Origin of the sequence: Archangium gephyra, assembly GCF_042230915.1 — a bacterium.
Classification (GTDB): Bacteria; Myxococcota; Myxococcia; order Myxococcales; family Myxococcaceae; genus Archangium; species Archangium gephyra_B.
In genome coordinates this window covers 5804488-5824300 of sequence record NZ_CP102578.1, presented here as the reverse complement: position 1 = coordinate 5824300, position 19813 = coordinate 5804488, and the positions used below count along the sequence as shown (strand labels likewise).

The following is a 19813-nucleotide window of genomic DNA, read 5'->3' as shown; positions in this document are numbered from 1 at the left end:
TTCTACAGCCCTCTACAGGCGTGGGCCACCAGGAGGGCAGCCGAGCGGCCGGGCTCCTCCCCGCCCTCGGTCTACTCCAAGGGTCCCGAGACGGGGAGCTCGACGACGAAGCTCGCCCCTTCGCCAAGGGCGCTGCGCACCCGGATGGTTCCACCATGCGCCTCGACGATGTGCCTGGCGATGTGGAGGCCCAGCCCGAGGCCGCTGACCTGGCTGGCGGTGACGAGCCGCTCGAAGCGCTCGAAGACGCGGGGTTGATCCTCCGGTGCGATGCCCGGACCGCGATCCTCGACCTCGAGAATGGCGGAGGTGCCGAGCTCCCGCGTGGTCACCTTCAGCGGAGCGCCCGGCGCGTACTTGAGGGCGTTGGTGAGCAGATTGGCCAGCACCTGCTCGAGCCGGTCCCGGTCCCACCTGCCCACGAGGCCGGGGGTGAGGTGCAGCTCGAGCGAGTGACCGGCCTCACTGAGCTGCGGCCCGAAGCGGTCGACCAGCTCGCGCGTGAGGGTGCTGAGGTCCACCTGCTCGAACTGCATGTTCAACCGGCCGGTGGCGATGCGCGAGATGTCGAGCATGTCCTCGACGAGCCGGCTGAGCCTGCCGATGGAGCGCTCGGTCTGCTCGACCAGCCGGGTGACGCGCTCGGGGGAGAACGCGGACGGATCATGGCTGGCGATCCGCTTGCGCATGTGTTGCGTCTGCATCTTCATCGAGGTGATGGGCGTGCGCAGCTCGTGCGAGGCAATCGACAGGAAGGTGTCCCGCGAGGTGATCGCCTCCTGCGCGCGCTGGAAGAGCCGGGCGTTGTCCATCGCCACGGCGACCTGGGCCGCGAGCCCCGCGACCAGCTTCTCCTCGCGCTCGGTGAAGACGCCCGGCTCGGGGTGGCCGAAGAACAACCCACCGATCACCTCGCCCGAGCGGGACTTCACGGGAACCGCGAGGTAGCTGCACACCGGCAGGTGGCCCTGGGGCATCCCCTTGTTCGGGGCGTTGTGCCCATAGCGTGGATCCCGGGTGATGTCGTCGCTGCGGATGATTCCCTCGCCCTTGAACGTGGGCTCGAAGACCCGGGTCGCGCGAGGCATCGGGAACTTCTCGAAGGCCGCTCTCGGGACACCCGAGAGCGTGTACAGCATGTACGACTGCCCGCGATCGTTGAGCACGTTGTAGAAGAACGCGCCGAACGCGGCCTTGGACAGCCGCGTGGCGGCGTCGGTGGCACCTTGAACCAGCTTCTCGAGCTGGAGCTCGGCGGCCAACGACTGGCCGGTCTCGTTGAGCAGCTCCAGGGTCTGGAGCGATTCGTCCTTTTCGAGCAGCGTCTGCCGAAGTGACTCCTCGAGCCGCCACTGGGCCGTGATGTCGCGGGTGATGCCGTCGAACCGCCGCGGACGGCCCTGGGCGTCGTAGAAGACGCGGCCGGTCGCGTGAAGCCACCGCACCTGGGCCCTTTCGCCCTCGCCGCTCACCACCCGGAAGTGGAGACTGTACGGAACCCGGTCCTCGATCGCGCGCCGGACCGCCTCGTTCGCCCGCGGCAGATCGTCCGGGTGCATCACGCGGAACAACATCTCCACCGTCACCGGGCCTTCGGCGGGGAGGCCATACAACTGCCTGTAGATGGCGTTGCACGTCACGGTCGCCAGCGGCAGGTCGCAGAACCAGACCCCGAGGCCGCCCACCTCGGCGACGAGCTCGAAGCGTTCCTCCTGGGTCTTGCGCTCGTGGATGTCGGTGGCGCTGCCCAGCCATCGGACGGTGCCGTCCGGATTCTTCACCGGCACGCACCGGACGTGGTGCCAGCGATAGGCACCGTCCGCGCGGCGCAGCCGGAGCTCGCGCTCGAACGGCGCCCCGGTGGCACTGGCTTCGTCCCATGCGGCCGTCGCCGCGCTCACGTCGTCCGGGTGCAGCGCGGCCATCCACGCGGCTGCGCCTGGCAGACTCATGGCAAGGCCCGTGAAGGTGTGCCAGGCGGGGTTGAAGTCACTCGCCTCCGCACCTGCCGTGGACATCCACACGATGTGAGGCATCGCCGCCGCGAAGGTGCGAAAGAGCAGCGTGTCGTCGTGAGGGCCTTCGGGTTGCGGGGGGCTTCCTGGCATCAGCGGCCGATGCCACCCGAGCCCAGGCCATCCGTCAATGAAGGAAGTAGAGTGTAAGACGCGGCACAATTCTCGACGGAGACCCGCGGATGAAGCTCGACGACCTGGTGGTAGCCTGGGTGACCTCGCTCCTGAAAAAGGAGCGGGCGCAATGGCCGGGGATCCTCACGCGGCTGGAGGCGCTGCTGGGTGAGTCCTGGTCCCTGCGCCGCCTCGCGCAGCCCAACACCTACTCCCTCGGTGCCCGCCTACGGGATGGACGCGAGCTGCCGCTGACGGACTGGCTCGAGGGCCTCGGCACGCAGGGGCCCCTGGAGGCGCGCGCACTGGATCTCGGCACGCTGGCCCCGGAAGGGCTCCCTGATCACATCGCCGCCGCGTTCGCCAGCACACAGGCGCTCGCCCTGGTGATCCGCGCGCGCGGCGTCCCCTCGGTCTACCTGCTCCAGACCGTCTTCAGCCGCCGCAGCCTCATCACGCCCGCACAGGTGGTGGAGCTCGCCCTCCTCCAGCCAAACGCCGAGCGCGTCCTCGAGGCCTGGGCACGGGTCATCACCGAATCCAACGAGCTCAATGGCCGGCCCGCCGTCGAGGCGTCCCAGGTGGGGCGCTACCTGTGCTCCCGCGAGGGCGCGGAGCTGCTCGACTTCCTGGGCACCGACCTGATGAGCGCGCTGCAATCCACCGTGCGGCGCGAGGGCGGCGTGGAGAACATCCCCGAGGCCTACCGCCCGTTCTTCCACACGTCGGATCCCGACGATTTCGATCGGCAGATGCTCGGCCCGGACCGGCAGCACGAGTTCATTCCCTCGGAAGAGCGCCTGTACCTGGAGAGCGAGGCGACGGCCCAGGACTTCGTGGCGCTGGTGGAGGCCCAGCCCTTCGCGCTTGAGATCTGGGAGCGGATCGCCCGGAACCTCAACCAGCTCCTGGCGGAGGGTGAGGCGCCCTACACGGCGGAGTCCATCGCGGCGAAGCTCCGGGACGGGAGCCCCGAGGCCCACCGGGAGCTGCCGACGGGCAACCTGACGTCGGAGTGGCAGGGGTGCTGCCGGGGACATGGCGTCGAGCCCATCATCCCCGAGGCGCTGCGCGGGTGCGTGCGGCACATCGGGCCCTCGCCAGAGGATCGGAAGCAGGACAAGGGGCTCCTCCTGGAGCGGGAGAAGCTGCGCCTGGCGCCCAACACCGAGGGCTACCAGATGTATCTGTTCCAGGAGCTCGAGGACGCGCCCCCGCTGTTCGACTCCCCTGCCCCGCCCGCCGCGGAGGTCCGGGAGGCCTTCCTCGGGGCCCTGGGTGAGGCGCAGTCCTTCGCCGAGCAGCAGGACTCTCCCTTCTTCGAGGCCTTCAAGCTGGCGCGCCACGTGCTCGAGAGCGGCGGGTTGCGGCTTACGGGGGACCTGTCCCCGGAGAAGGTGGAGACCCTCGTGGAAGCGCTGAAGGCCGCGGGCTTCAGCGAGCGCGCGGGCGAGGTCTTCGGGCGCAAGGCCGGTGGCGTCTCCGACTTCGAGCCATTCCAACCCTCGGAGGAGAAGCTCCGCGGGCTCCTGGCCTGCTCGGTGGCGGATGTCTTCGGCGGCATGGGCTCGTGGAACGATCAGTACTTCGACACGGAGGAGGCCCAGGAGCGCTACGAGCAGGTCTCCGCACGCCTCTTCAGCGCCCTGCGGGCGTTCACCGTGGCCATGCTCAACGCGGAGTGAGCCTCGGGGGGGAGCACCGCGGGAGATCTCAGTGGCAGCGGACACGCCTCCTTGGCATGTTCGCCCCCCATGAAGACGTTCCGCTCCATCAACCCTGAGCTCCTCCCCAAGCACTTCGAAGCCGAGACCATCGAGAAGCGCCTCGATGCCCGGTGGGAGTCGGAGGGCACCTACCGTTTCGATCCCTCGCGCACCCGCGAGGAGACGTTCGTCGTGGACACCCCGCCGCCGACGGTGTCCGGCTCGCTGCACGTGGGCCACATCTTCAGCTACACGCACACGGACGTCATCGCCCGGCACCAGCGGATGCTCGGCAAGAACATCTTCTACCCCATGGGCTGGGACGACAACGGTCTGCCCACCGAGCGCCGGGTGCAGAACTACTTCAACGTCCGCGCGGACGTCCGCACCCCGCACGAGCCCGGTCTCGAGCTGGAGCAGGCCACCGCCGAGTCCTCCAAGCAGCCGCCGCGCACCGTCTCCCGCCCCAACTTCATCGAGCTGTGCCACCAGGTGACCCAGCAGGACGAGCAGGTCTTCAAGGGCCTGTTCCGGCGCATCGGCCTGTCGGTGGACTGGAACGAGGAGTACGCCACCATCGACGACGACAGCCGCAAGCTGGCGCAGCTGTCCTTCCTGGACCTCCATGAGAAGGGCCACGCCTACTCGGTGAAGGCCCCCACCATGTGGGACGTGGACTTCCAGACGGCCGTGGCCCAGGCCGAGGTGGAGGACAGGCCCCAGGCGGGCGCGTTCCATGACATCGAGTTCGGCGTGGAGGGCTCTGACGCGCGCTTCACCATCGCCACCACGCGGCCGGAGTTGCTGGCCGCCTGCGTGGGCGTCACCGCGCACCCGGACGACGAGCGCTACAAGGGCCTCTTCGGCAAGCGCGCCATCACCCCGCTCTTCCGCGTCCCGGTGCCCATCTTCCCCAGCGAGCTGGCGGACCCCACCAAGGGCACCGGCATCCTCATGGTGTGCACCTTCGGTGACGCCACGGACGTGCTCTGGTGGCGCCAGCAGAAGCTGCCGCTGCGGCAGATCATCGGCCGCAACGGGCGGCTGATGGCCGTCACCTTCGGCGAACAGGGCTGGGAGAGCCTGGACGCCCCGGCCGCGCAGGGCTTCTACGCGGGCCTGCTGGGCAAGAGTGTGAAGCAGGCCCGCACGGCCATGGTGGAGCTGCTGCGGCGCGAGGACGGCGCCTCCAAGCCCGGCATGGGCGTGCCGCTGCAGGGCGAGCCCAAGCCCATCCAGCGCGAGGTGAAGTTCTTCGAGAAGGGAGACCAGCCGCTCGAGTTCATCTCCACGCGCCAGTGGTTCGTGCGGCTGATGGACAAGAAGGAGCAGTTGCTGCGCTTCGGCGATCGGGTGAAGTGGCACCCGGAGCACATGGGCTCGCGCTTCCGCAACTGGACGGAGAACCTGCAGCTGGACTGGTGCATCAGCCGCCAGCGGTACTTCGGCGTGCAGTTCCCCGTGTGGTACCCGCTGGACGCGCACGGCAACCCCCTCCACGACGAGCCCATCATCGCCCCGCGCGAGAGCCTGCCGGTGGATCCCACGGTGGACGTGCCCCCAGGGTACGAGGCGGGCCAGCGCGACCAGCCCAACGGCTTCACCGCCGAGTCGGACGTGTTCGACACCTGGTTCACCAGCTCGCTGACTCCGCAGATCGCCTCGGGCTGGGAGCTGGATCCGGAGCGCCACCGCAAGCTGTTCCCCGCGGACATCCGCCCGCAGAGCCACGAGATCATCCGGACGTGGGCCTTCTACACCATCGCCAAGGCGATGCTTCACGAGAACTCCATCCCCTGGAAGCACGTGCTCATCTCCGGGTGGATCCTCGACCCCGACCGCAAGAAGATGTCCAAGAGCAAGGGCAACGTCATCACGCCCATGCACCTGCTGGAGAACTACGGCGCGGACGCGGTGCGCTACTGGGCGGCCTCGGCGCGCCTGGGCACGGACACGGCCTTCGACGAGAAGGTGTTCAAGGTCGGCAAGCGGCTGGTGACGAAGCTCTTCAACGCCGGCAAGTACGTGCTGAGCCAGACGGCGCAGGAGCACCCCATCACCCATGAGCTGGACCGGGCCTTCGTGGCGAAGCTGGCGGACGTGGTGGAGGCCGCGACGGCGTCCTACAAGGAGTTCGAGTTCGCCCCAGCGCTCGCCAACACGGAGAGCTTCTTCTGGGCGAGCTTCACGGACACGTACCTGGAGCTGGTGAAGGCGCGTGCGCGTGGCGAGTCCTCCGGGGGTGAGGAGGCGCGCGGCTCGGCGGTGGCGGCGCTGCGGCTGGGGCTCAACGTGCTGCTGCGGCTGTTCGCGCCCGTGCTGCCCTACATCACCGAGGAGGTGTGGGGCTGGGCGTTCGCGGAGGACACGGGCCGCAAGAGCATCCACCGCGCCCGCTGGCCCGACGCGCGCACCTTCGCGGGCATCGAGAAGCCAGCCAACCCGGCCTCCTTCACGATCGCCGAGGCCGCGCAGCAGGCCATCAACAAGCGCAAGAGCGAGTCGGGCGCGGGCGTGGGCCGGGCCGTCACCCGCATGAAGCTCGCGGCGAACGCGGCCACCCTCGCCGGCTTCGGGCCGGTGCGAGAGGACGTGCTGTCCGCCACCCGCAGCCAGGGCGTGGAGCTGGTGGAGAAGGCGGACCTCGCCGATGGCGCCTTCGAGATCCTCGACTTCGAGCTGGCCCCGGCCGCCGAGAAGGAGAAGGCCCCGGAGCCCTCCGAGTCCTGAGCGGAAGCACCGGGCGGAAGCCCTGAGATGAAACGAGCCCGGCGGCCCCATGGGGATCGCCGGGCTCGTTGTTTTACCGGGTACTGCTGACGGCCATTACAGGCGCGCGGTCAGCGACAGCATGAGGCGGCGCGGGAGCACCGGTCGGGCCAGGAAGATGTCCGGCACGGCGCCGATCGACTCGTCCACGCGCGGGTTGCCTTCGGTGAGGCCGATGCTGTTGAGCGCGTTGAAGAGCGACAGGTCCAGGGTGAAGTTCTCGTACGTGTAGCCGGCCCGGACGTTGAACTGGCCGAAGCCGGGCAGGTCCACCGTGTTGGCGTTGTTCGAGAACCGGTGCCCAACGTAGCTCCAGTTGATGCCGAGGCTGGCGTTGCCGTACATGAAGGTACCCGTCAGATCGCCGATGATCTGGGGGATGCGGCGGATGCGGTTGCCGGAGAAGTCGTTCTCACCCTCGTTGAACTCCGTGTAGCGCGGGTCCTGCAGCGTCAGCATGCCCTGCCCGCGGAACCACTTGACCGGCTGCACCGCGGCCTCCAGCTCCAGGCCGAGCGTCCGCGCCTTGCCCGCGTACACGGTGACGAAGCGCGTGTCCCCCGTCACCGGATCCACCCGGGCGTCCTGGCTGGGGAAGTTCTCGACCTGCATCCAGTAGGCCACGGCCGCCAGGGCGTACCAGCTCGCGCCCAGCTTGATGCCCGCCTCGTTCTGCCACAGCGTCTCCGGCGTCCGCGGGAACGCCTGATCAGTCGGATCCGTGGCGGTGAGGTACTGGTCGAGCAGCGGCATCTTGTAACCGCGGCTGCTGCGGACATAGACCGAGGCCAGGTCCGAGAGGGCGTAGTTCACGCCGCCCGAGAGCGCCCAGTCGGTGAGGGCCACGTTCACCTGCTGGAACTTGCCCGTGCCGAACAGCGCGTTGTCATCCGCGTTGGTGGTGGGATCTCCCAGGTCGAACGAAGCCGTCCGCTCCACGTTCTGATGGAACGAGTTGCGCTCGACACGGCCGGCCAGGTCGATGCGGAGCTTCTCGCCGATCTTCACCTCGTCCCCGAGGAAGGCGGCCGCGATGGTCGCCTGGCCCGTGCCGTTGGTGTAGTTGCTCAGGTAGCGGCGGAAGCCATTCTGGGTGACGCTGCGCACCACGGCGCCGGAGCCATCGAGCACCTGCAGATCCAGGAAGTTCGGGCGGCTGCGCACGTTGGTGACGATGTCGTTGAAGTACCAGCGGTTGTCCGCCGTGTAGTGGCCGAGGTAGAGGCCACCGGAGAGCGTGTGCTCGGTGGGGCCCAGCGAGCCGTACTTGATGAACCGGAGCTGGTTGGACACGTTGCTCATGGGCTTGTTGACCAGCCACTGGCCGCCCAGGTTCACGAGGTTGTTGCCCGAGGTGCACCCGCCGGTGCCGAACTCCGGGGAGCCCGGCAGGTTGGTACAGGTGAGCCGGTAGGGCGTGCCCTCGCCCACGACGGACCGGGCCCACGCGTCCGCGTCCCGCAGCTCGAACGGGAGCATCGCGTTCCAGCTGTGATCCATCTGCATGGCCCGGAGGTTGTTCTGCACCTCGAAGCGGCCCTCGGGGAAGTAGAGGCGGAGCTCGGCCATGGCGGAGCCGCCAATCTGCTGCTGGCCGTTGTCCAGCGGGAGGTTGAGCAGGCCCGCGCCGCGAGGCAGCGGCACCTGCGCGTTCACGCCCTCGGGCGAGGTCAGCGTGCCATCCGTCGGGAAGCCTTCCACGAAGTCATAGCCCGTCAGCCGGCCGTCGCTCCCGAAGCGGCCGCGCAGGGGCAGCGGGAGGTAGAAGGTGTTCCGGTCGTTGAGGTACTTGAACGTCACGCGCGCGTGCCCGTCCACCTTGTCCGAGTGGAAGGTGCGCATGAGGCTGCCCTTGAACTGGCCGCCGGTGGACGCCGGGAAGCCCGGGTACCGCACGCCGTTGTCGAAGCGGTAGAACCCGCCGACGGAGAAGCGCCAGTCATCTCCGATGGGGCCGTTGATGTTGCCGTCGAGCCGGTACAGCCCCGCCGTGGCGGTGGAGGCGCGGACCGTTCCGGCCATCTTGTCGCCGCCCGTCTTGTTGATGAAGTTGACGACGCCACCGGGCGCGTTGCTGCCGTAGAGGGCCGAGGTGCCACCACGCACGGCCTCCATGCGCTCGATGTTCTCGTCCACGCGGAAGAAGATGTCGTTGTTGACGAAGAAGAGCTCCGTGGAGTCGAAGACGGGCATGCCGTCCTCCATCAGCGCCACGTAGCGGTAGGAGCCATCCGCCGGGAGGCCGCGGACGAACAGGTTGCCGCCGACCTCACCGCCCGAGCTCTCCACGTAGAAGCCGGGGACGATCCGCATCAGGTCCGCGGTGTTGCGCGGCATGCGGGCCTTGATCTCCTCCTCGTTGAGGGTGGAGATGGCCGTGCTGGAGCGGATCTTCCGGTCCGGCGTCTGCGCCGTCACGACGATCTCCTCCACCGCCAGCAGGTCCAGCTCGAGCGCGAAGTTGGCCTGGACCGGCGCGTCCGCGCTCACCGTCACCTTGCGGCTCTGGCTCATGAAGCCCTCACCCCTCACCTCCAGGGTGCGCTCACCGGGAGCCAGGCCCGTGAGCGTGTAGTTGCCCTTCATGTCGGTCTGGACACTCTGCTTCGTGCCCCGCACCGCCACGGTGACACCCCACAGCGGGTCTCCGTAGGCCGCGGTGACCTGACCCTGCACCATCCCGCCCTGGGCCGGCGCCGTCTGGGCCTGGGGCTGCGCCGGTACCGTCCCGGCGGCGGGCTCCTGGGCCCGCGCCGCCTGCCCGGGAACCAGCACGAGAGTGATTGTCATACACAGAACAATCACTTGCTGCCTCACCGCGCCTCGAGTGCTCCGCACTGCTCGGGGAACGCCTTCCCACCTGCTCGACATGATCAACGGATTGCCTCCTGTTCAGAGGAGCGGACGTCCCCCCAAGGCCGCGCTCCAGAGTGGCGCGCGAAGCTAGCAGACAGGGGAAGAACAGGGCACGCTGATCCCTCTCTGGAGACAGACGTCATGGCGAATCCAGCGTGGACCCACCGGACGGCGGCCGTCTTCATTCCTCCCGCCCAGGTCTGGCCGCCCATCCAGGCGATCCGCCGGGAGCATGATCGCCAGGTGCAGCGCTGGATGCCCCATGTCACCCTGCTCTACCCGTTCGCTCCGCGCGACGAGCTGCCCGCGCTCCTGCCCGCGCTGGAGGCCGCCTGCGCCGCGCTGAGCCCGTTCGAGGCGTCCCTCGCCTCGTTCCGCGTCTTCCAGCACCGCGCGGACCGGAGCACCCTCTGGCTCGCGCCCGAGCCTCGCGAGGCCTTCGCCCGCCTCCAGGCCGCGCTCCAGGAGGCCGCTCCCGCCTACGCGCACACCTCGCGCTTCTCGGGAGGCTTCACGCCGCACCTCAGCGTGGGACAGTCGGGGAGCGCCGCCCAGGTCCAGGAGCTCCTGACCCGGCTGGGCGAGACCTGGACGCCCCTCGTCTTCCAGGTCGCCGAGGTGAGCATCATCGCACGCGAGGGGAATCGTCCCTTCGAGGTCATACGAACGCTGCGGCTCGGAGCGTGACGCCGCGACAACTCGCCGCAGGGGGCCCGGTCTCCTGACCGCTAGAGTGGGCCGCGACATGTGGAAGTCCTGCCTCGCCGCGACCCTGCTCCTGGCCACCCTCCTCGTTCCCCTGGAGGGGCGGGCCTGCGCCACCTGTGCTTGTGGAGATCCGACCCTCACCTCCATGGGCACCGAGCAGCCCTTCGCCGGCCGCCTGCGCTTCGCCAACCAGGTGCGCGCCTGGAGCCTGACGTCTGGCCAGAACGCCGAGGACGCCGCCTCCCTGCGCGAGCTGCGCATGGACCTCTCGGTGGCCTACGCTCCCCTGCCCTGGCTCTTCCTGTCGGCCACCCTGCCCCTGCAGACCCGCTCGTTGCAGCAGGTCAGCCTCTCGCGCGAGACGGCGTGGGGACCCGGGGACATGGAGGTCGGCGCCAAGATCTTCGTCTTCCGCGATCGCGACTTCTCGCCGGACCACCTCGTCGGTGTGCTCCTCGGCGCCCGGCTGCCCACCTCGCCCACGGTGCGCGATGCGCAGGGGCTCCCGCTGTCGCTCGATGCCCAGCTCGGCACCGGCTCGCTGGATCCGCTGCTGGGGCTCTCCTACTCGACCTTCCGCGGTGACTGGTCCTTCGTCGCCAGCGCCACGGGCTACCTCCCCACGCGCGGGCGCGAGGGCTTCCGCGCCGGAGCTTCCCTGCGCACCACCCTCGCCGCGCAGCTGCAACCGGCGCCGCGCTGGGCCCTGCGCCTCGCCGTGGACGGCCGCCTCGAGGGCCCCAGCGACCAGCGCGGCGTCCCCGATCCGGTGGGCAGCGGCCTGCTCGCCTTCGTGTCCCCGGACGTGCTCTTCAGCCCCGTCACCGACGTGGTGGTGGAGCTCGGGGTGCGCGTGCCCGTGCTCAACCTCCTGCATGGCCACGTCCGCCAGAGCCCCATCCTCCAGGCCTCCATCGCCTACGATCTATGAAGTCCCGCTCCGCCCCCCTCCTCCTGCTGCTGACCCTCTGCGCGTGCGGTGCTCGCGAGGAGGGCATCCGGCTCCACCTCGGGCTCGACCTCCGTCCTACCCGCCCGGCGCTGGTGGAAGGCTCCGCGCGCCAGTTCACCAATGACCAGGGAGACCGCATCACCCTGGAGCGGGCGCACGTCACCCTGAGCAGCGTGGAGATCTTCCCCTGCCAGACGAGCAGTGCGTGGCGGTGGCTGCGCATGCTCTCCCCCATCGGCACGGCCGAGGCGCACGAGGCCAACACGCCCCGGCGGCTGGGCACTCCGCACGTGAGCGGCCTGGAGCGCCCGGACGGCGAGCCGTGGGAACTGGGCACCCTGCAACCGCCTCCGGGCAGCTATTGCCGCGCGCACCTCGTCTTCGCTCCGGCGGACGCGGATGCCGAGGGGCTGCTGCCCGAGGTGGACATGGAGGGAAGAACCCTGCTGCTGGAGGGGCAGCTCCTCCCCGCCAGCGGAGGACCCGCGAGGCCCTTCCGCCTGGAGTCGGCCAGCCTCACCAACGCCGAGGTCTGGCTGGAGGGGCTCTCGCTCACCCCGGACGCGCTGGAGGCGAGCCGCACCCTCCACCTGGCCTATGACCGGTGGCTGGACGGCGTGGACCTCGCGTCGCCCGGGGCCGCCGAGCAGGTGCTGCGCAACGTGGCCGGCTCCGCCACGATCGGCCCCTGAAGGGCCCCAAAGGCCGGAAGCTCAGCGCAGCTCGGCGTGCTCGAACACACGGGTGCCGAGCGCGAGCGCTCCCCAGGAGCCCACGAAGGCCACGGCCAGCGCGATGGCCGCGAAGAGCGGCACCGACGCGTCGAACCAGAGGAGGTTCGGCCCCAGGACGAGCAGATCGCGCAGCCGCTCACGACCCTCGTACAGATCGGGGCGGTAGAGCAGCACCACGGTGGGGATCATCGGCAGCATCCAGACCAGGAACGCGATGAGGAGTCCCTGGAACGCGTCGCGCACCAGGAGCAACGGGCCCACGAGCACACAGAGCAGCAGCACCGCCAGGGCCGTGAAGATGAGCCCGGAGCCAATCGCTCCCACAACGCTCACGGAGGACGTCTCCCCCACGAAAGGCCGCACGGCGAGCCCCGTGAGCAGGGACATCACGGCCCCCACCCCCGAGGAGGCGAGCAGGACGGGGCCCACGCGGGCCATCAGGAAGGCGCGGCGCGAAATGGGTTTGCTGAGCAGCATCTCCATGGACCGGTTCTCGCGGGGCTCGACGAGGGCGCGCATCAGCCCGGCGACCCCGCAGAAGAAAGGCAGCATGTAGATGCCGGTGTAGACGTTCACCAGGATCACGGCATCGAGCCCGCGGATCAGGAACGAGCGCTCCATGAAGGCATTGACCGCGGCGGGCAGGCGCGGAATGAGCGCGGCCGTGGAGAAGACCACGACGATGCCCACGAGCAGGGACACGAGGGGCACACCGCCGAGGGAATGGCGGGCCTCGAGGAGACGGTAGCGGCGAAGAGGGGCCTGCATGGCGTCACACCTCCAGGTGGCGCGCCCGCAGAGCGCCGAGAGCGAGCACCACCGCGTTCATGCCCAGCAGCACGGCCATGGGCCCCACCATGTGCGCGGGGCTCGGATCCTCCACGTGGCCGAGCATGGAGATGCCCTGGGTGAGGGGGTTGAAGGCGGAGAGGCCACTCCAGGCGGGGTTGTAGAAGCCGATGAAGGCCAGGCCCACGAGCAGGCTGAGCATCAGCAGGCTCACGAGCGCCGCCAGCGCCCGCTTCTGGATGAGCACGGCCATGAGCGCGCTGAAGCAGACGCAGAAGAACGCGGCGAAGAGGTGCACCGTCATCGAGGCGAAGAAGAGCGCCGGGCGGAACCCTGGGAGGGTCCGGGAGACGAGCAGCGCGGTGGCCAGGTGCGCACCGATGTAGAGCACCCCCATGACGGCACAGGCCGACAGCGTGCGCGCCAGGAAGTACGCGGCGGGGGACACGGGCTTGGACAGCAGCACCGCGAGCTGCCCCGTCTCCTTCTCGCGGATGAGCAGGCTGCCCGCGAGCACCACCCCGATCACGGTGATGCTCTTGTTCATCGCCAGGTCCGTCCAGATGAACAGGAAGAGGATGAATGGGTCCGAGGTGGAGAACCACCCCTTCAAGGCCGAGAGCACGTGCTCGGGCGGCTTCGCGGCGATCACCGGCATGGCGAGCGCCGCGTAGGCCAGCATGCCCGCGGCCAGCCACGTCTTCCGCTCTCTGAAGGTGGCCCGCATGTCGAGCCAGAGGAAGCGCGCCTTCATGCGGCCCTCCGCGCGAGCGACAGGTAGAGCTCATCCATGTTCGCCGAGCGGTGCTCGCTCTTGAGCGTCTCGATGGGGCCGAAGGCGACGAGCCGCCCCTGGTGCAGCGCCGCGACGCGCCGGCAGAGCGTCTCGATGTCCGACAGGATGTGGCTGGAGAAGAGCACGGTGACGCCGCGCTCGGAGGACAGGCGGCGCAGGTGCTCGAGCAGCTCGTGGCGGCCGAGCGGATCCAACCCGGAGGTCGGCTCGTCCAGCAGCAGGATGCGGGGCTCGTTGATGAGCGCCTGGGCGAGCCCCACCTTCTGCGTCATGCCGGTGGAGAAGCCACCGAGCTTGCGGTCCGCCGCGGCCTCGAGTCCGAAGAGCTGGAGCAGCGACTGGATGCGTGTCTCGGCCACGCCAACGTCGAGGTCGAACATGGCGGCGACGTAGTGGAGGAACTGGCGCGCCGTCATGTGGGCCGGGAGCGCGTAGCTGGCGGGGAGGAAGCCGCACTGGCGGCGCACCTCGAGGCTCTCGCGGACCACGTCGTGGCCGAGCACCCGGGCACTGCCCGAGGTGGGACGCGTCAGCCCGAGCAGCATCCGGAGGGTGGTCGTCTTCCCCGCGCCGTTATGACCCATGAAGCCGAAGATCTCCCCGGGCTCCACGTGGAAGCTCACCGCGTCCACGGCCCGGACGGAGCCGTAGACACGGGTGAGCCGATCGATCTCGATGGCATGCTGCATGGCCTTACCTCTTGGAGCCGCGGCCCGGGCTCCTGCTCGGGGGTTGCGGGGTGGGCGCGGGCGCGGACAGGCCCGCGATGAAGATGTCGATGACGGCGTCGAGCAGCCGCTCGCGGGAGATGCGGTCCCCCGTGGTGATGATCCCGGTGTGGTAGTGCAGGAAGCGCAGCAGCCCCAGGACGAAGGGCACCGCGTCGACGTCCAGGCCGGCGCGGAGCTCGCCCCGCTCGATGCCCTCGCGCACCCAGGCGCGGATCATCTCCACCTGGGCATCCGCCTTGCGCGGGTTGTCTCCGGACTCGGCCAGGGAGCGGAGCACCGTCAACTCGGGGTCTTCACGGACGAGCCGCTCGAGCAGGGCATCCCGGGCGAGCTCGCGGTAGGCGAAGCGCAGCGTGGCGCGCAGCCGCTCGCGAGGCGACTCCAGCGCCATCACCTCCGCGGCGTACCGGCGCCCCGTCTCCTCGAGCACGGCCTCGATGACCGCGTGGAGCAGGACCTCCTTGCTCTCGAACTCCAGGTAGACGGCGCCCTTGGCGATGCCCGCCTCGCGAGCGATGTCCTCGATGCGGGTGCGGCGGAAGCCAAAGCGCTCGAAGTGGCTCTTGGCCACCTGGAGGATGCGCTGGCGCCGGACCTCGGCGGAGGAGCGGCTGGCCGGCGAGGGGCTGGAGGAGGCTGCCATGTGGACACTATGACCAGATTCGAATTTCCGGTCAAACGGTCACGAATGTCCAATCCCTACCAGGGCGTGAACACGCAGGGCGGAGAATGGGGCGAGGGCTGGCGCGCCTGATTACCCTCGCCACCTTCGCTTACCCGGTGGGGGACCAATCATGGCGATGTTCACGACGAAGGACGGCACGCAGCTCTATTACAAGGACTGGGGTTCGGGTCAGCCGGTGGTGTTCAGCCATGGCTGGCCGCTCACCGCCGATGCGTGGGAGGACCAGATGGTCTTCCTCGCCTCCAACGGCTTTCGCGCCATCGCCCACGACCGGCGGGGCCATGGCCGCTCCAGCCAGCCCTGGAGTGGTCACGAGATGAACACCTACGCCGACGATCTCGCCGAGCTGATCAACTCGCTGGATCTCAAGAACATCATCCTCGTCGGCCATTCGACCGGCGGCGGCGAGGTGACGCGCTACATCGGCCGGCACGGCACGAGCCGCGTCGCCAAGGCGGTGCTGGTCGGCGCGGTGCCGCCCATCATGCTCAAGACCGCCGCCAATCCCGGCGGACTGCCGATCTCGGCGTTCGACGACATCCGCAAGGGCGTTGCCGCCGATCGCTCGCAGTTCTTCAAGGATCTGACCACCCCGTTCTTCGGCGCCAACCGCAAGGGCTCGAAGGTCACGCAGGGCATGCGCGACAGCTTCTGGATGCAGGGCATGATGGGCGGCCTCAAGCCCCTGCTCGACTGCATCAAGGCCTTCTCCGAGACCGACTTCACCGAGGATCTCAAGAAGTTCGACGTGCCGACGCTGATCATCCACGGCGACGATGATCAGATCGTGCCGATCGACGCCTCGGCCCGCCTCTCCGCGAAACTGGTCAAGGGCGCGACGCTGAAGATCTATCCCGGTGGCGATCATGGCCTCGCCGCCACGCACAAGGAGCAGCTCAACGCCGACCTGCTGGCGTTCGCCCGGGGCTGAGCCGCTCGTCCAATCAGAGGGAGAGCGCCAGCACGAGATCGCGCTGGGTGTCGCCGCCGAGGACGAACATCGTCTCGCCCACCTCGGCGAAGCCCCAGCGCGCGTAGAAGGCCCGGGCACGGAAGTTCCGCTCCCAGACGCCCAGCCAGAGCACGTCATGGCCTCGGGCCCGGGCCTCGTCCAGGCAGCGCCGCATGAGCGCCGCGCCCACGCCGGCGCCCTGGAAGGGCCCGTCCACGTACAGCCGCTCGACGTGGAGCGGCCAGCGCCCCGGGACACCCGGCTCGGGCTGGATCTCCTGCAGCAGCGCGAAGCCCGCGGCGACCCCCGCGGCCTCCGCCAACAGGTAGGTGCGCTGGGGGTCTTGAAGCTCCCGCGTCTGGAGCGCGGGCGAATAATGCGTGGCCAGGTAGGCCGCGATGTCCTCGGGCCGGTTGTCGGCGGCGAAGGTGTCCCGGAACGTGCGCGCACTCAACTCGGCGAGCAGGGCGGCATCGGCGGGAGTGGCGATCCGGATGGCGAGATCGATCGTGCGGCGCGAGCCGGTGGAGGTCATGGGCGCCGCGAGAATACCGGAGCGGTGGAACGATCCCACCGCTCCGGACGAGCCATGACCCGGAGCGCGGTTACGTCACCTCGGGTGCGGGGCGCGGCGGGGCACTTCCGGCCGGCGGCTTCGGCTCCGTCGGAGCCTCCTCCGGGGCGGGCTGCACCGCGAAGGGGCTCCGGGGCGGATCCTTGGCGTACGGGTCCGCCCGGGAGATCAGCCGGGAGGAGGTCTGCTCCGCCCAGGCGGAGAGCCCGCCCGTCTCCACCACCGAGGCACTCCGGCCGATGACCTTCCGGGACTTCAGGTCGATGAGGCGCAGATCCACGGCGAGCCGCCCGGGGGACATGGGGCGCAGGCGCAGGTGCAGCAGGCGCGTGGCCCCCGAGAGCCCGGGCGCAGCCAGGAGGCAGCGCGCATCATTCTGACACCCCTCGCCCCGGGACTTGAGGTAGCCGCCCACGTCCACGTGGGGAGCCTCCAGCCGGGAGCCGAGCGTCCGCCCCGCGTCGAGGGCGGCCTTCTCCAGGCCGGGTGCAGAGGTGGACACCACCGCCAGGGACGGGCCGGAGGCGGACGGACCGGGAGGAGCCGGGTCCGCCGAGAGCAGGAGCAACGTGAGTGCGGTGAGCATCATCGGCGCCCCCTCCCCTTACCAGCCATAGCTCGCAACGAGCCCCAACGTCGGCCCGCCGCCCCGAGAAGCGCGAGCCTGGTAGCCGACCTGGGTGCCGAGGGCGAAGGCGTCGGAGAACAGATAGTCCACGCGGTAGAGCAGCCGCACACCGGTGGGGCCCGAGGGCACGTTGGTCACCTGCGCCGCGGCGCTCATGGGGAAGCGGCGCACCGTGTCCCAGGCGAGCCGGATCGTCGCGGCGCCGCCGAGGCCTCCGGTGTACTCGCCCTCGAGCTCCACGCGAGCCCCATTGGGCCGGCCGATGCGCACCTTGCCGCCGATGCCCGCGGAGAAGCCCGTCGCGTTGCCTCCGAGCGACAAGCGCACGCCGAGGCCGAAGAACGGGTTGAAGCCGATGTCCACCTCGGAGAAGCCGTAGTCGAGGCCCGGGCGCAGCTGCGGCAGGGCCTCGCCCTCCCGGGCGAACAGGTCGAAGGGCGGCGTGTGCGCGCGCAGGTGTCCCACGCCGATGCGGATGGAGTCGATCCGCACGCCACCCACCTGGGTGAACAGGCGGTAGAGATAGTCCGCCTCCAGCCGGTAGTAGTTGTCCCGGTAGCGCGTGCCATTGAGCGTGTGGGAGCCGTAGTCCACGTACTCGGCGAAGGCGCTCACGCGGGAGCGCCGCTGCCCGTACACCTCCATGAGGGCCTCACGCTCCAGCGTGTACTGGGGCACCTCGATGAGCACCGGGTACGGAGCGTCGGCGCTGGCGAAGCGCACCGTCTCCACGCCATCGGTATCCCGGGCGGTGACGTAGTACTCCACGGGCACGCGCTGTTCGGAGGACAGGGCGATGACGGCCGCGTAGGTGCCGTCGGCGCTGAGCTCGAAGGGCGTCTCGCGGAAGGCCGTCTCGCCGGCGGCGCGGTGGTGGGCGACGAGCGCCCCGAGGCGCCAGGCCGGAGCCACCTCGGCGCGCAGCACGAGGTTGTTGCCGACCAGCACCTGGGCGGCCGGGACGTGCCGCACTTCGAGGGGCTCGGCGGGAGCGGCCGCGGTGGCGGGAGTCGCGCTGGCCGGCGGCGTCTGGGGAGCGAGCAACAGCAGGAGGCAGGTAACGGTGGAAAGAGTCATCATCGGAGGTGTTCTCCCTGGAGCCGCTACCAGTGGAAGGTGGTCCCCAGCCCGAAGCCGAGGCCGGAGTGGTTGATGTCCCGCAGCTGGTAGCTCACGCGGCCGGTGACATCGAGCCAGGGGGTGACCGAGCGGCCCACGGTGTAGATGAGGCGCACGCCCAGGTCCTCGCCGATGGGCTCGTTGGTGACGACGACCTCGGCGCTCATGGGCCAGTTCTTCACGGCGTCCCACGAGAGCGCGAGGCTGCCGCGCTGGCCGATGTCCGCGATGGTGGCGCCGCGGATCAGCAGGGACGTGCCCGTCTCGCTGCCGATGCGCAGACCGAGATCGAAGCCGCCCTTGAGTCCCTCCCGGTTCACACCCGCGGTGCCCTTCACCAGCAGCGCGAGGGACGGGTGCATGCGCAGCTCGATCTCACTGAAGCCGTAGGTGTAGCCCACCTCCTCGCCGGGGACGCCCGCGTCGAGCTGCGTCCTCGGGGTGCCAGTGCCCCGGTAGTTGCCGAAGCCCACGCGCACCGCGTGCACGGCCGTGTAGACGCGGTAGAGGAAGTCCGCCTCGAAGAGGTTGTAGACGTCGTTGCCCTTGAAGCGGTTGAAGTCGACGTACTCGTTGCTGACGCGCACCCGGCTGCGGTTGCGGTACTCGATGCGCTCGTCCCGGGGCGGCCGGCGGATGGTGATGTGCTGCGGCCTGGAGGGGTTGCCCGCCGCGGCGAGCGTGGCCCCCGCGGGCTCCACCGCCTCGACGTAGTACTCGATGGCCGGCTCCACCGCCGCGCCCTCGGGCAGCGTGGCGCGGAAGTGGCCATGGGCCTCGGGGCTCATGTGCACGGTGCGGTAGGTGGGCGAGCCCCGCTCACGCCAGTGCACCATCACCGCGCGCGGCGTGGGACCCGCCAGGCTGGAGAGGGAGATGGTGATGGTCTCGTCGGTGAGCGCGCTGGTGGGGGCACTCACCTTGAGGACGGGCGCCACCGGTGAGGCGGGCACCTTCGTCGTCGAGGACGCCACGGGCGCCTGACGCAGCAGGGAGATCTCCGTGCGGATGGGGCCGGCCAGGTCCGACTGGGGCCAGTTGGCGAGGAAGCCCTCCCAGACCTTGGCGCGCTCGGCGGGCGGGAGCTTCAGGGCGGCGTTCCACGCGGTGCGCAGGGCGGTGCGCTCGGCGTCGGACGGGCCGGCGGTGGCGGGCTCGGAGGCCGGGGGAGTCTGCGCCTGGGCGCCAGGGCCCGGCGGGGTGGGACGCTCGCGCGGGGCGGGAGCATTCACCGGCTCCACCTCGTCACCCACCTCCATGCGGGCCAGCAGCTCGTCCGGGGCGGAGATGCGCGAGAGCGTCTCGCCCGCCTCCAGCACCACGGCCTCGCCGAGCAGGAACCGGTCGCGCAGCACCTTGCCGGTGGCCGGGTGGCGCGCCTCGATGACGCGGTAGACGCGCAGCCGTTCGCCGGGCTGCGCCGTATCCGCGCGCCCGAGGTCGACGAAGGCATCCGCGCCCTCGATGCGCAGGACGTACGCCGGGCGCAGCGCCGCGAAGGCGGGAGCGGACAACAGCAACAGGAGGAGCGGGAGCTTCATCATCACCTCTCGGAGGCCTCGGGGGGCGAGGCCGGATGCCCCAGGCAAGGGGCGTGCGTGGCTCTGCGGACTTCGTGCCAACCTTCGAACACCGGGGGTGCCCTCCGGGGCAACGGCCCCGGGAGCCCACCTCCGGCGCGAGGG

At 69.9% G+C, this 19813-nt stretch carries 16 protein-coding genes; 6 read left to right on the top strand and 10 right to left on the bottom strand.

Annotated features, from left to right (window positions below; all coding sequences use genetic code 11):
• Positions 1 to 71 precede the first annotated feature (71 nt).
• Entirely contained in the window at positions 72 to 2108 is a 2037-nt protein-coding gene (locus NR798_RS22795) for a PAS domain-containing protein (protein WP_375773589.1), read from the bottom strand.
• 89 nt (positions 2109 to 2197) lie between these two features.
• On the opposite strand from NR798_RS22795, the gene NR798_RS22790 reads away from it, so the two are divergent.
• Both NR798_RS22790 and valS read left to right on the top strand, forming a co-directional pair.
• Entirely contained in the window at positions 2198 to 3814 is a 1617-nt protein-coding gene (locus NR798_RS22790; protein ID WP_375773588.1) for a hypothetical protein, read from the top strand.
• A gap of 69 nt (positions 3815 to 3883) precedes the next feature.
• Entirely contained in the window at positions 3884 to 6565 is a 2682-nt protein-coding gene (gene valS, locus NR798_RS22785; protein ID WP_375773587.1) for a valine--tRNA ligase, read from the top strand.
• A gap of 96 nt (positions 6566 to 6661) precedes the next feature.
• Here the strand turns inward: valS and NR798_RS22780 are convergent, their stop codons facing one another.
• Entirely contained in the window at positions 6662 to 9394 is a 2733-nt protein-coding gene (locus NR798_RS22780) for a TonB-dependent receptor (RefSeq protein WP_375773586.1), read from the bottom strand.
• Between the two features lie 207 nt (positions 9395 to 9601).
• Between NR798_RS22780 and NR798_RS22775 the strand changes: the two genes are divergently transcribed.
• The 3 genes from NR798_RS22775 to NR798_RS22765 are packed head-to-tail and all read left to right on the top strand — an operon-like array spanning position 9602 to position 11812.
• Positions 9602 to 10147 (top strand): 2'-5' RNA ligase family protein, encoded by a 546-nt coding sequence (locus NR798_RS22775; RefSeq protein ID WP_375773585.1) that lies wholly within the window; start codon positions 9602 to 9604, stop codon positions 10145 to 10147.
• Positions 10148 to 10205: 58 nt separating this feature from the next.
• Complete coding sequence (locus NR798_RS22770) at positions 10206 to 11099, top strand: transporter (protein ID WP_375773584.1); 894 nt, start codon at positions 10206 to 10208, stop codon at positions 11097 to 11099.
• Positions 11096 to 11812, top strand: a complete 717-nt coding sequence (locus NR798_RS22765; RefSeq protein WP_375773583.1) for a hypothetical protein — start codon at positions 11096 to 11098, stop codon at positions 11810 to 11812. Before NR798_RS22770 ends, NR798_RS22765 begins: the two co-directional genes overlap by 4 nt.
• Before the next feature lie 21 nt (positions 11813 to 11833).
• Here the strand turns inward: NR798_RS22765 and NR798_RS22760 are convergent, their stop codons facing one another.
• From NR798_RS22760 to NR798_RS22745, 4 genes are read right to left on the bottom strand one after another with little or no spacing between them, the layout of a single operon-like run.
• On the bottom strand, positions 11834 to 12622 hold the full coding sequence (locus NR798_RS22760) for an ABC transporter permease (RefSeq protein WP_375773582.1): 789 nt from the start codon (positions 12620 to 12622) through the stop codon (positions 11834 to 11836).
• Between the two features lie 4 nt (positions 12623 to 12626).
• Positions 12627 to 13397 (bottom strand): hypothetical protein, encoded by a 771-nt coding sequence (locus NR798_RS22755; RefSeq protein ID WP_375773581.1) that lies wholly within the window; start codon positions 13395 to 13397, stop codon positions 12627 to 12629.
• The gene (locus tag NR798_RS22750; protein ID WP_375773580.1) at positions 13394 to 14128 is read right to left on the bottom strand and encodes an ABC transporter ATP-binding protein; all 735 of its coding nucleotides are present in this window, start codon (positions 14126 to 14128) and stop codon (positions 13394 to 13396) included. Before NR798_RS22750 ends, NR798_RS22755 begins: the two co-directional genes overlap by 4 nt.
• A gap of 4 nt (positions 14129 to 14132) precedes the next feature.
• Entirely contained in the window at positions 14133 to 14813 is a 681-nt protein-coding gene (locus NR798_RS22745; protein WP_375773579.1) for a TetR/AcrR family transcriptional regulator, read from the bottom strand.
• Positions 14814 to 14964: 151 nt separating this feature from the next.
• Here NR798_RS22745 and NR798_RS22740 point away from each other — a divergent pair, with 151 nt between their 5' ends.
• Positions 14965 to 15786, top strand: coding sequence for an alpha/beta fold hydrolase (locus NR798_RS22740; RefSeq protein ID WP_375773578.1), 822 nt, complete (start codon positions 14965 to 14967; stop codon positions 15784 to 15786).
• A gap of 13 nt (positions 15787 to 15799) precedes the next feature.
• Here the strand turns inward: NR798_RS22740 and NR798_RS22735 are convergent, their stop codons facing one another.
• The 4 genes from NR798_RS22735 to NR798_RS22720 all read right to left on the bottom strand — a co-directional run bounded on the left by NR798_RS22735 (position 15800) and on the right by NR798_RS22720 (position 19669).
• Complete coding sequence (locus NR798_RS22735) at positions 15800 to 16342, bottom strand: GNAT family N-acetyltransferase (protein WP_375773577.1); 543 nt, start codon at positions 16340 to 16342, stop codon at positions 15800 to 15802.
• 70 nt (positions 16343 to 16412) lie between these two features.
• Entirely contained in the window at positions 16413 to 16970 is a 558-nt protein-coding gene (locus tag NR798_RS22730) for a hypothetical protein (RefSeq protein WP_375773576.1), read from the bottom strand.
• A 15-nt stretch (positions 16971 to 16985) separates the two neighbouring features.
• On the bottom strand, positions 16986 to 18089 hold the full coding sequence (locus NR798_RS22725) for a hypothetical protein (RefSeq protein ID WP_375773575.1): 1104 nt from the start codon (positions 18087 to 18089) through the stop codon (positions 16986 to 16988).
• Between the two features lie 23 nt (positions 18090 to 18112).
• Positions 18113 to 19669 (bottom strand): hypothetical protein, encoded by a 1557-nt coding sequence (locus tag NR798_RS22720; RefSeq protein WP_375773574.1) that lies wholly within the window; start codon positions 19667 to 19669, stop codon positions 18113 to 18115.
• Between the last annotated feature and the right edge of the window lie 144 nt (positions 19670 to 19813).

Bases quoted from the DNA above. Each gene is read 5' to 3' on its own strand.
- NR798_RS22795 (WP_375773589.1), bottom strand. From the start codon at position 2,108: ATGCCAGGAAGCCCCCCGCAACCCGAAGGCCCTCACGACGACACGCTG.
- NR798_RS22790 (WP_375773588.1), top strand. From the start codon at position 2,198: ATGAAGCTCGACGACCTGGTGGTAGCCTGGGTGACCTCGCTCCTGAAA.
- valS (WP_375773587.1), top strand. From the start codon at position 3,884: ATGAAGACGTTCCGCTCCATCAACCCTGAGCTCCTCCCCAAGCACTTC.
- NR798_RS22780 (WP_375773586.1), bottom strand. From the start codon at position 9,394: ATGACAATCACTCTCGTGCTGGTTCCCGGGCAGGCGGCGCGGGCCCAG.
- NR798_RS22775 (WP_375773585.1), top strand. From the start codon at position 9,602: ATGGCGAATCCAGCGTGGACCCACCGGACGGCGGCCGTCTTCATTCCT.
- NR798_RS22770 (WP_375773584.1), top strand. From the start codon at position 10,206: ATGTGGAAGTCCTGCCTCGCCGCGACCCTGCTCCTGGCCACCCTCCTC.
- NR798_RS22765 (WP_375773583.1), top strand. From the start codon at position 11,096: ATGAAGTCCCGCTCCGCCCCCCTCCTCCTGCTGCTGACCCTCTGCGCG.
- NR798_RS22760 (WP_375773582.1), bottom strand. From the start codon at position 12,622: ATGCAGGCCCCTCTTCGCCGCTACCGTCTCCTCGAGGCCCGCCATTCC.
- NR798_RS22755 (WP_375773581.1), bottom strand. From the start codon at position 13,397: ATGAAGGCGCGCTTCCTCTGGCTCGACATGCGGGCCACCTTCAGAGAG.
- NR798_RS22750 (WP_375773580.1), bottom strand. From the start codon at position 14,128: ATGCAGCATGCCATCGAGATCGATCGGCTCACCCGTGTCTACGGCTCC.
- NR798_RS22745 (WP_375773579.1), bottom strand. From the start codon at position 14,813: ATGGCAGCCTCCTCCAGCCCCTCGCCGGCCAGCCGCTCCTCCGCCGAG.
- NR798_RS22740 (WP_375773578.1), top strand. From the start codon at position 14,965: ATGGCGATGTTCACGACGAAGGACGGCACGCAGCTCTATTACAAGGAC.
- NR798_RS22735 (WP_375773577.1), bottom strand. From the start codon at position 16,342: ATGACCTCCACCGGCTCGCGCCGCACGATCGATCTCGCCATCCGGATC.
- NR798_RS22730 (WP_375773576.1), bottom strand. From the start codon at position 16,970: ATGATGCTCACCGCACTCACGTTGCTCCTGCTCTCGGCGGACCCGGCT.
- NR798_RS22725 (WP_375773575.1), bottom strand. From the start codon at position 18,089: ATGATGACTCTTTCCACCGTTACCTGCCTCCTGCTGTTGCTCGCTCCC.
- NR798_RS22720 (WP_375773574.1), bottom strand. From the start codon at position 19,669: ATGAAGCTCCCGCTCCTCCTGTTGCTGTTGTCCGCTCCCGCCTTCGCG.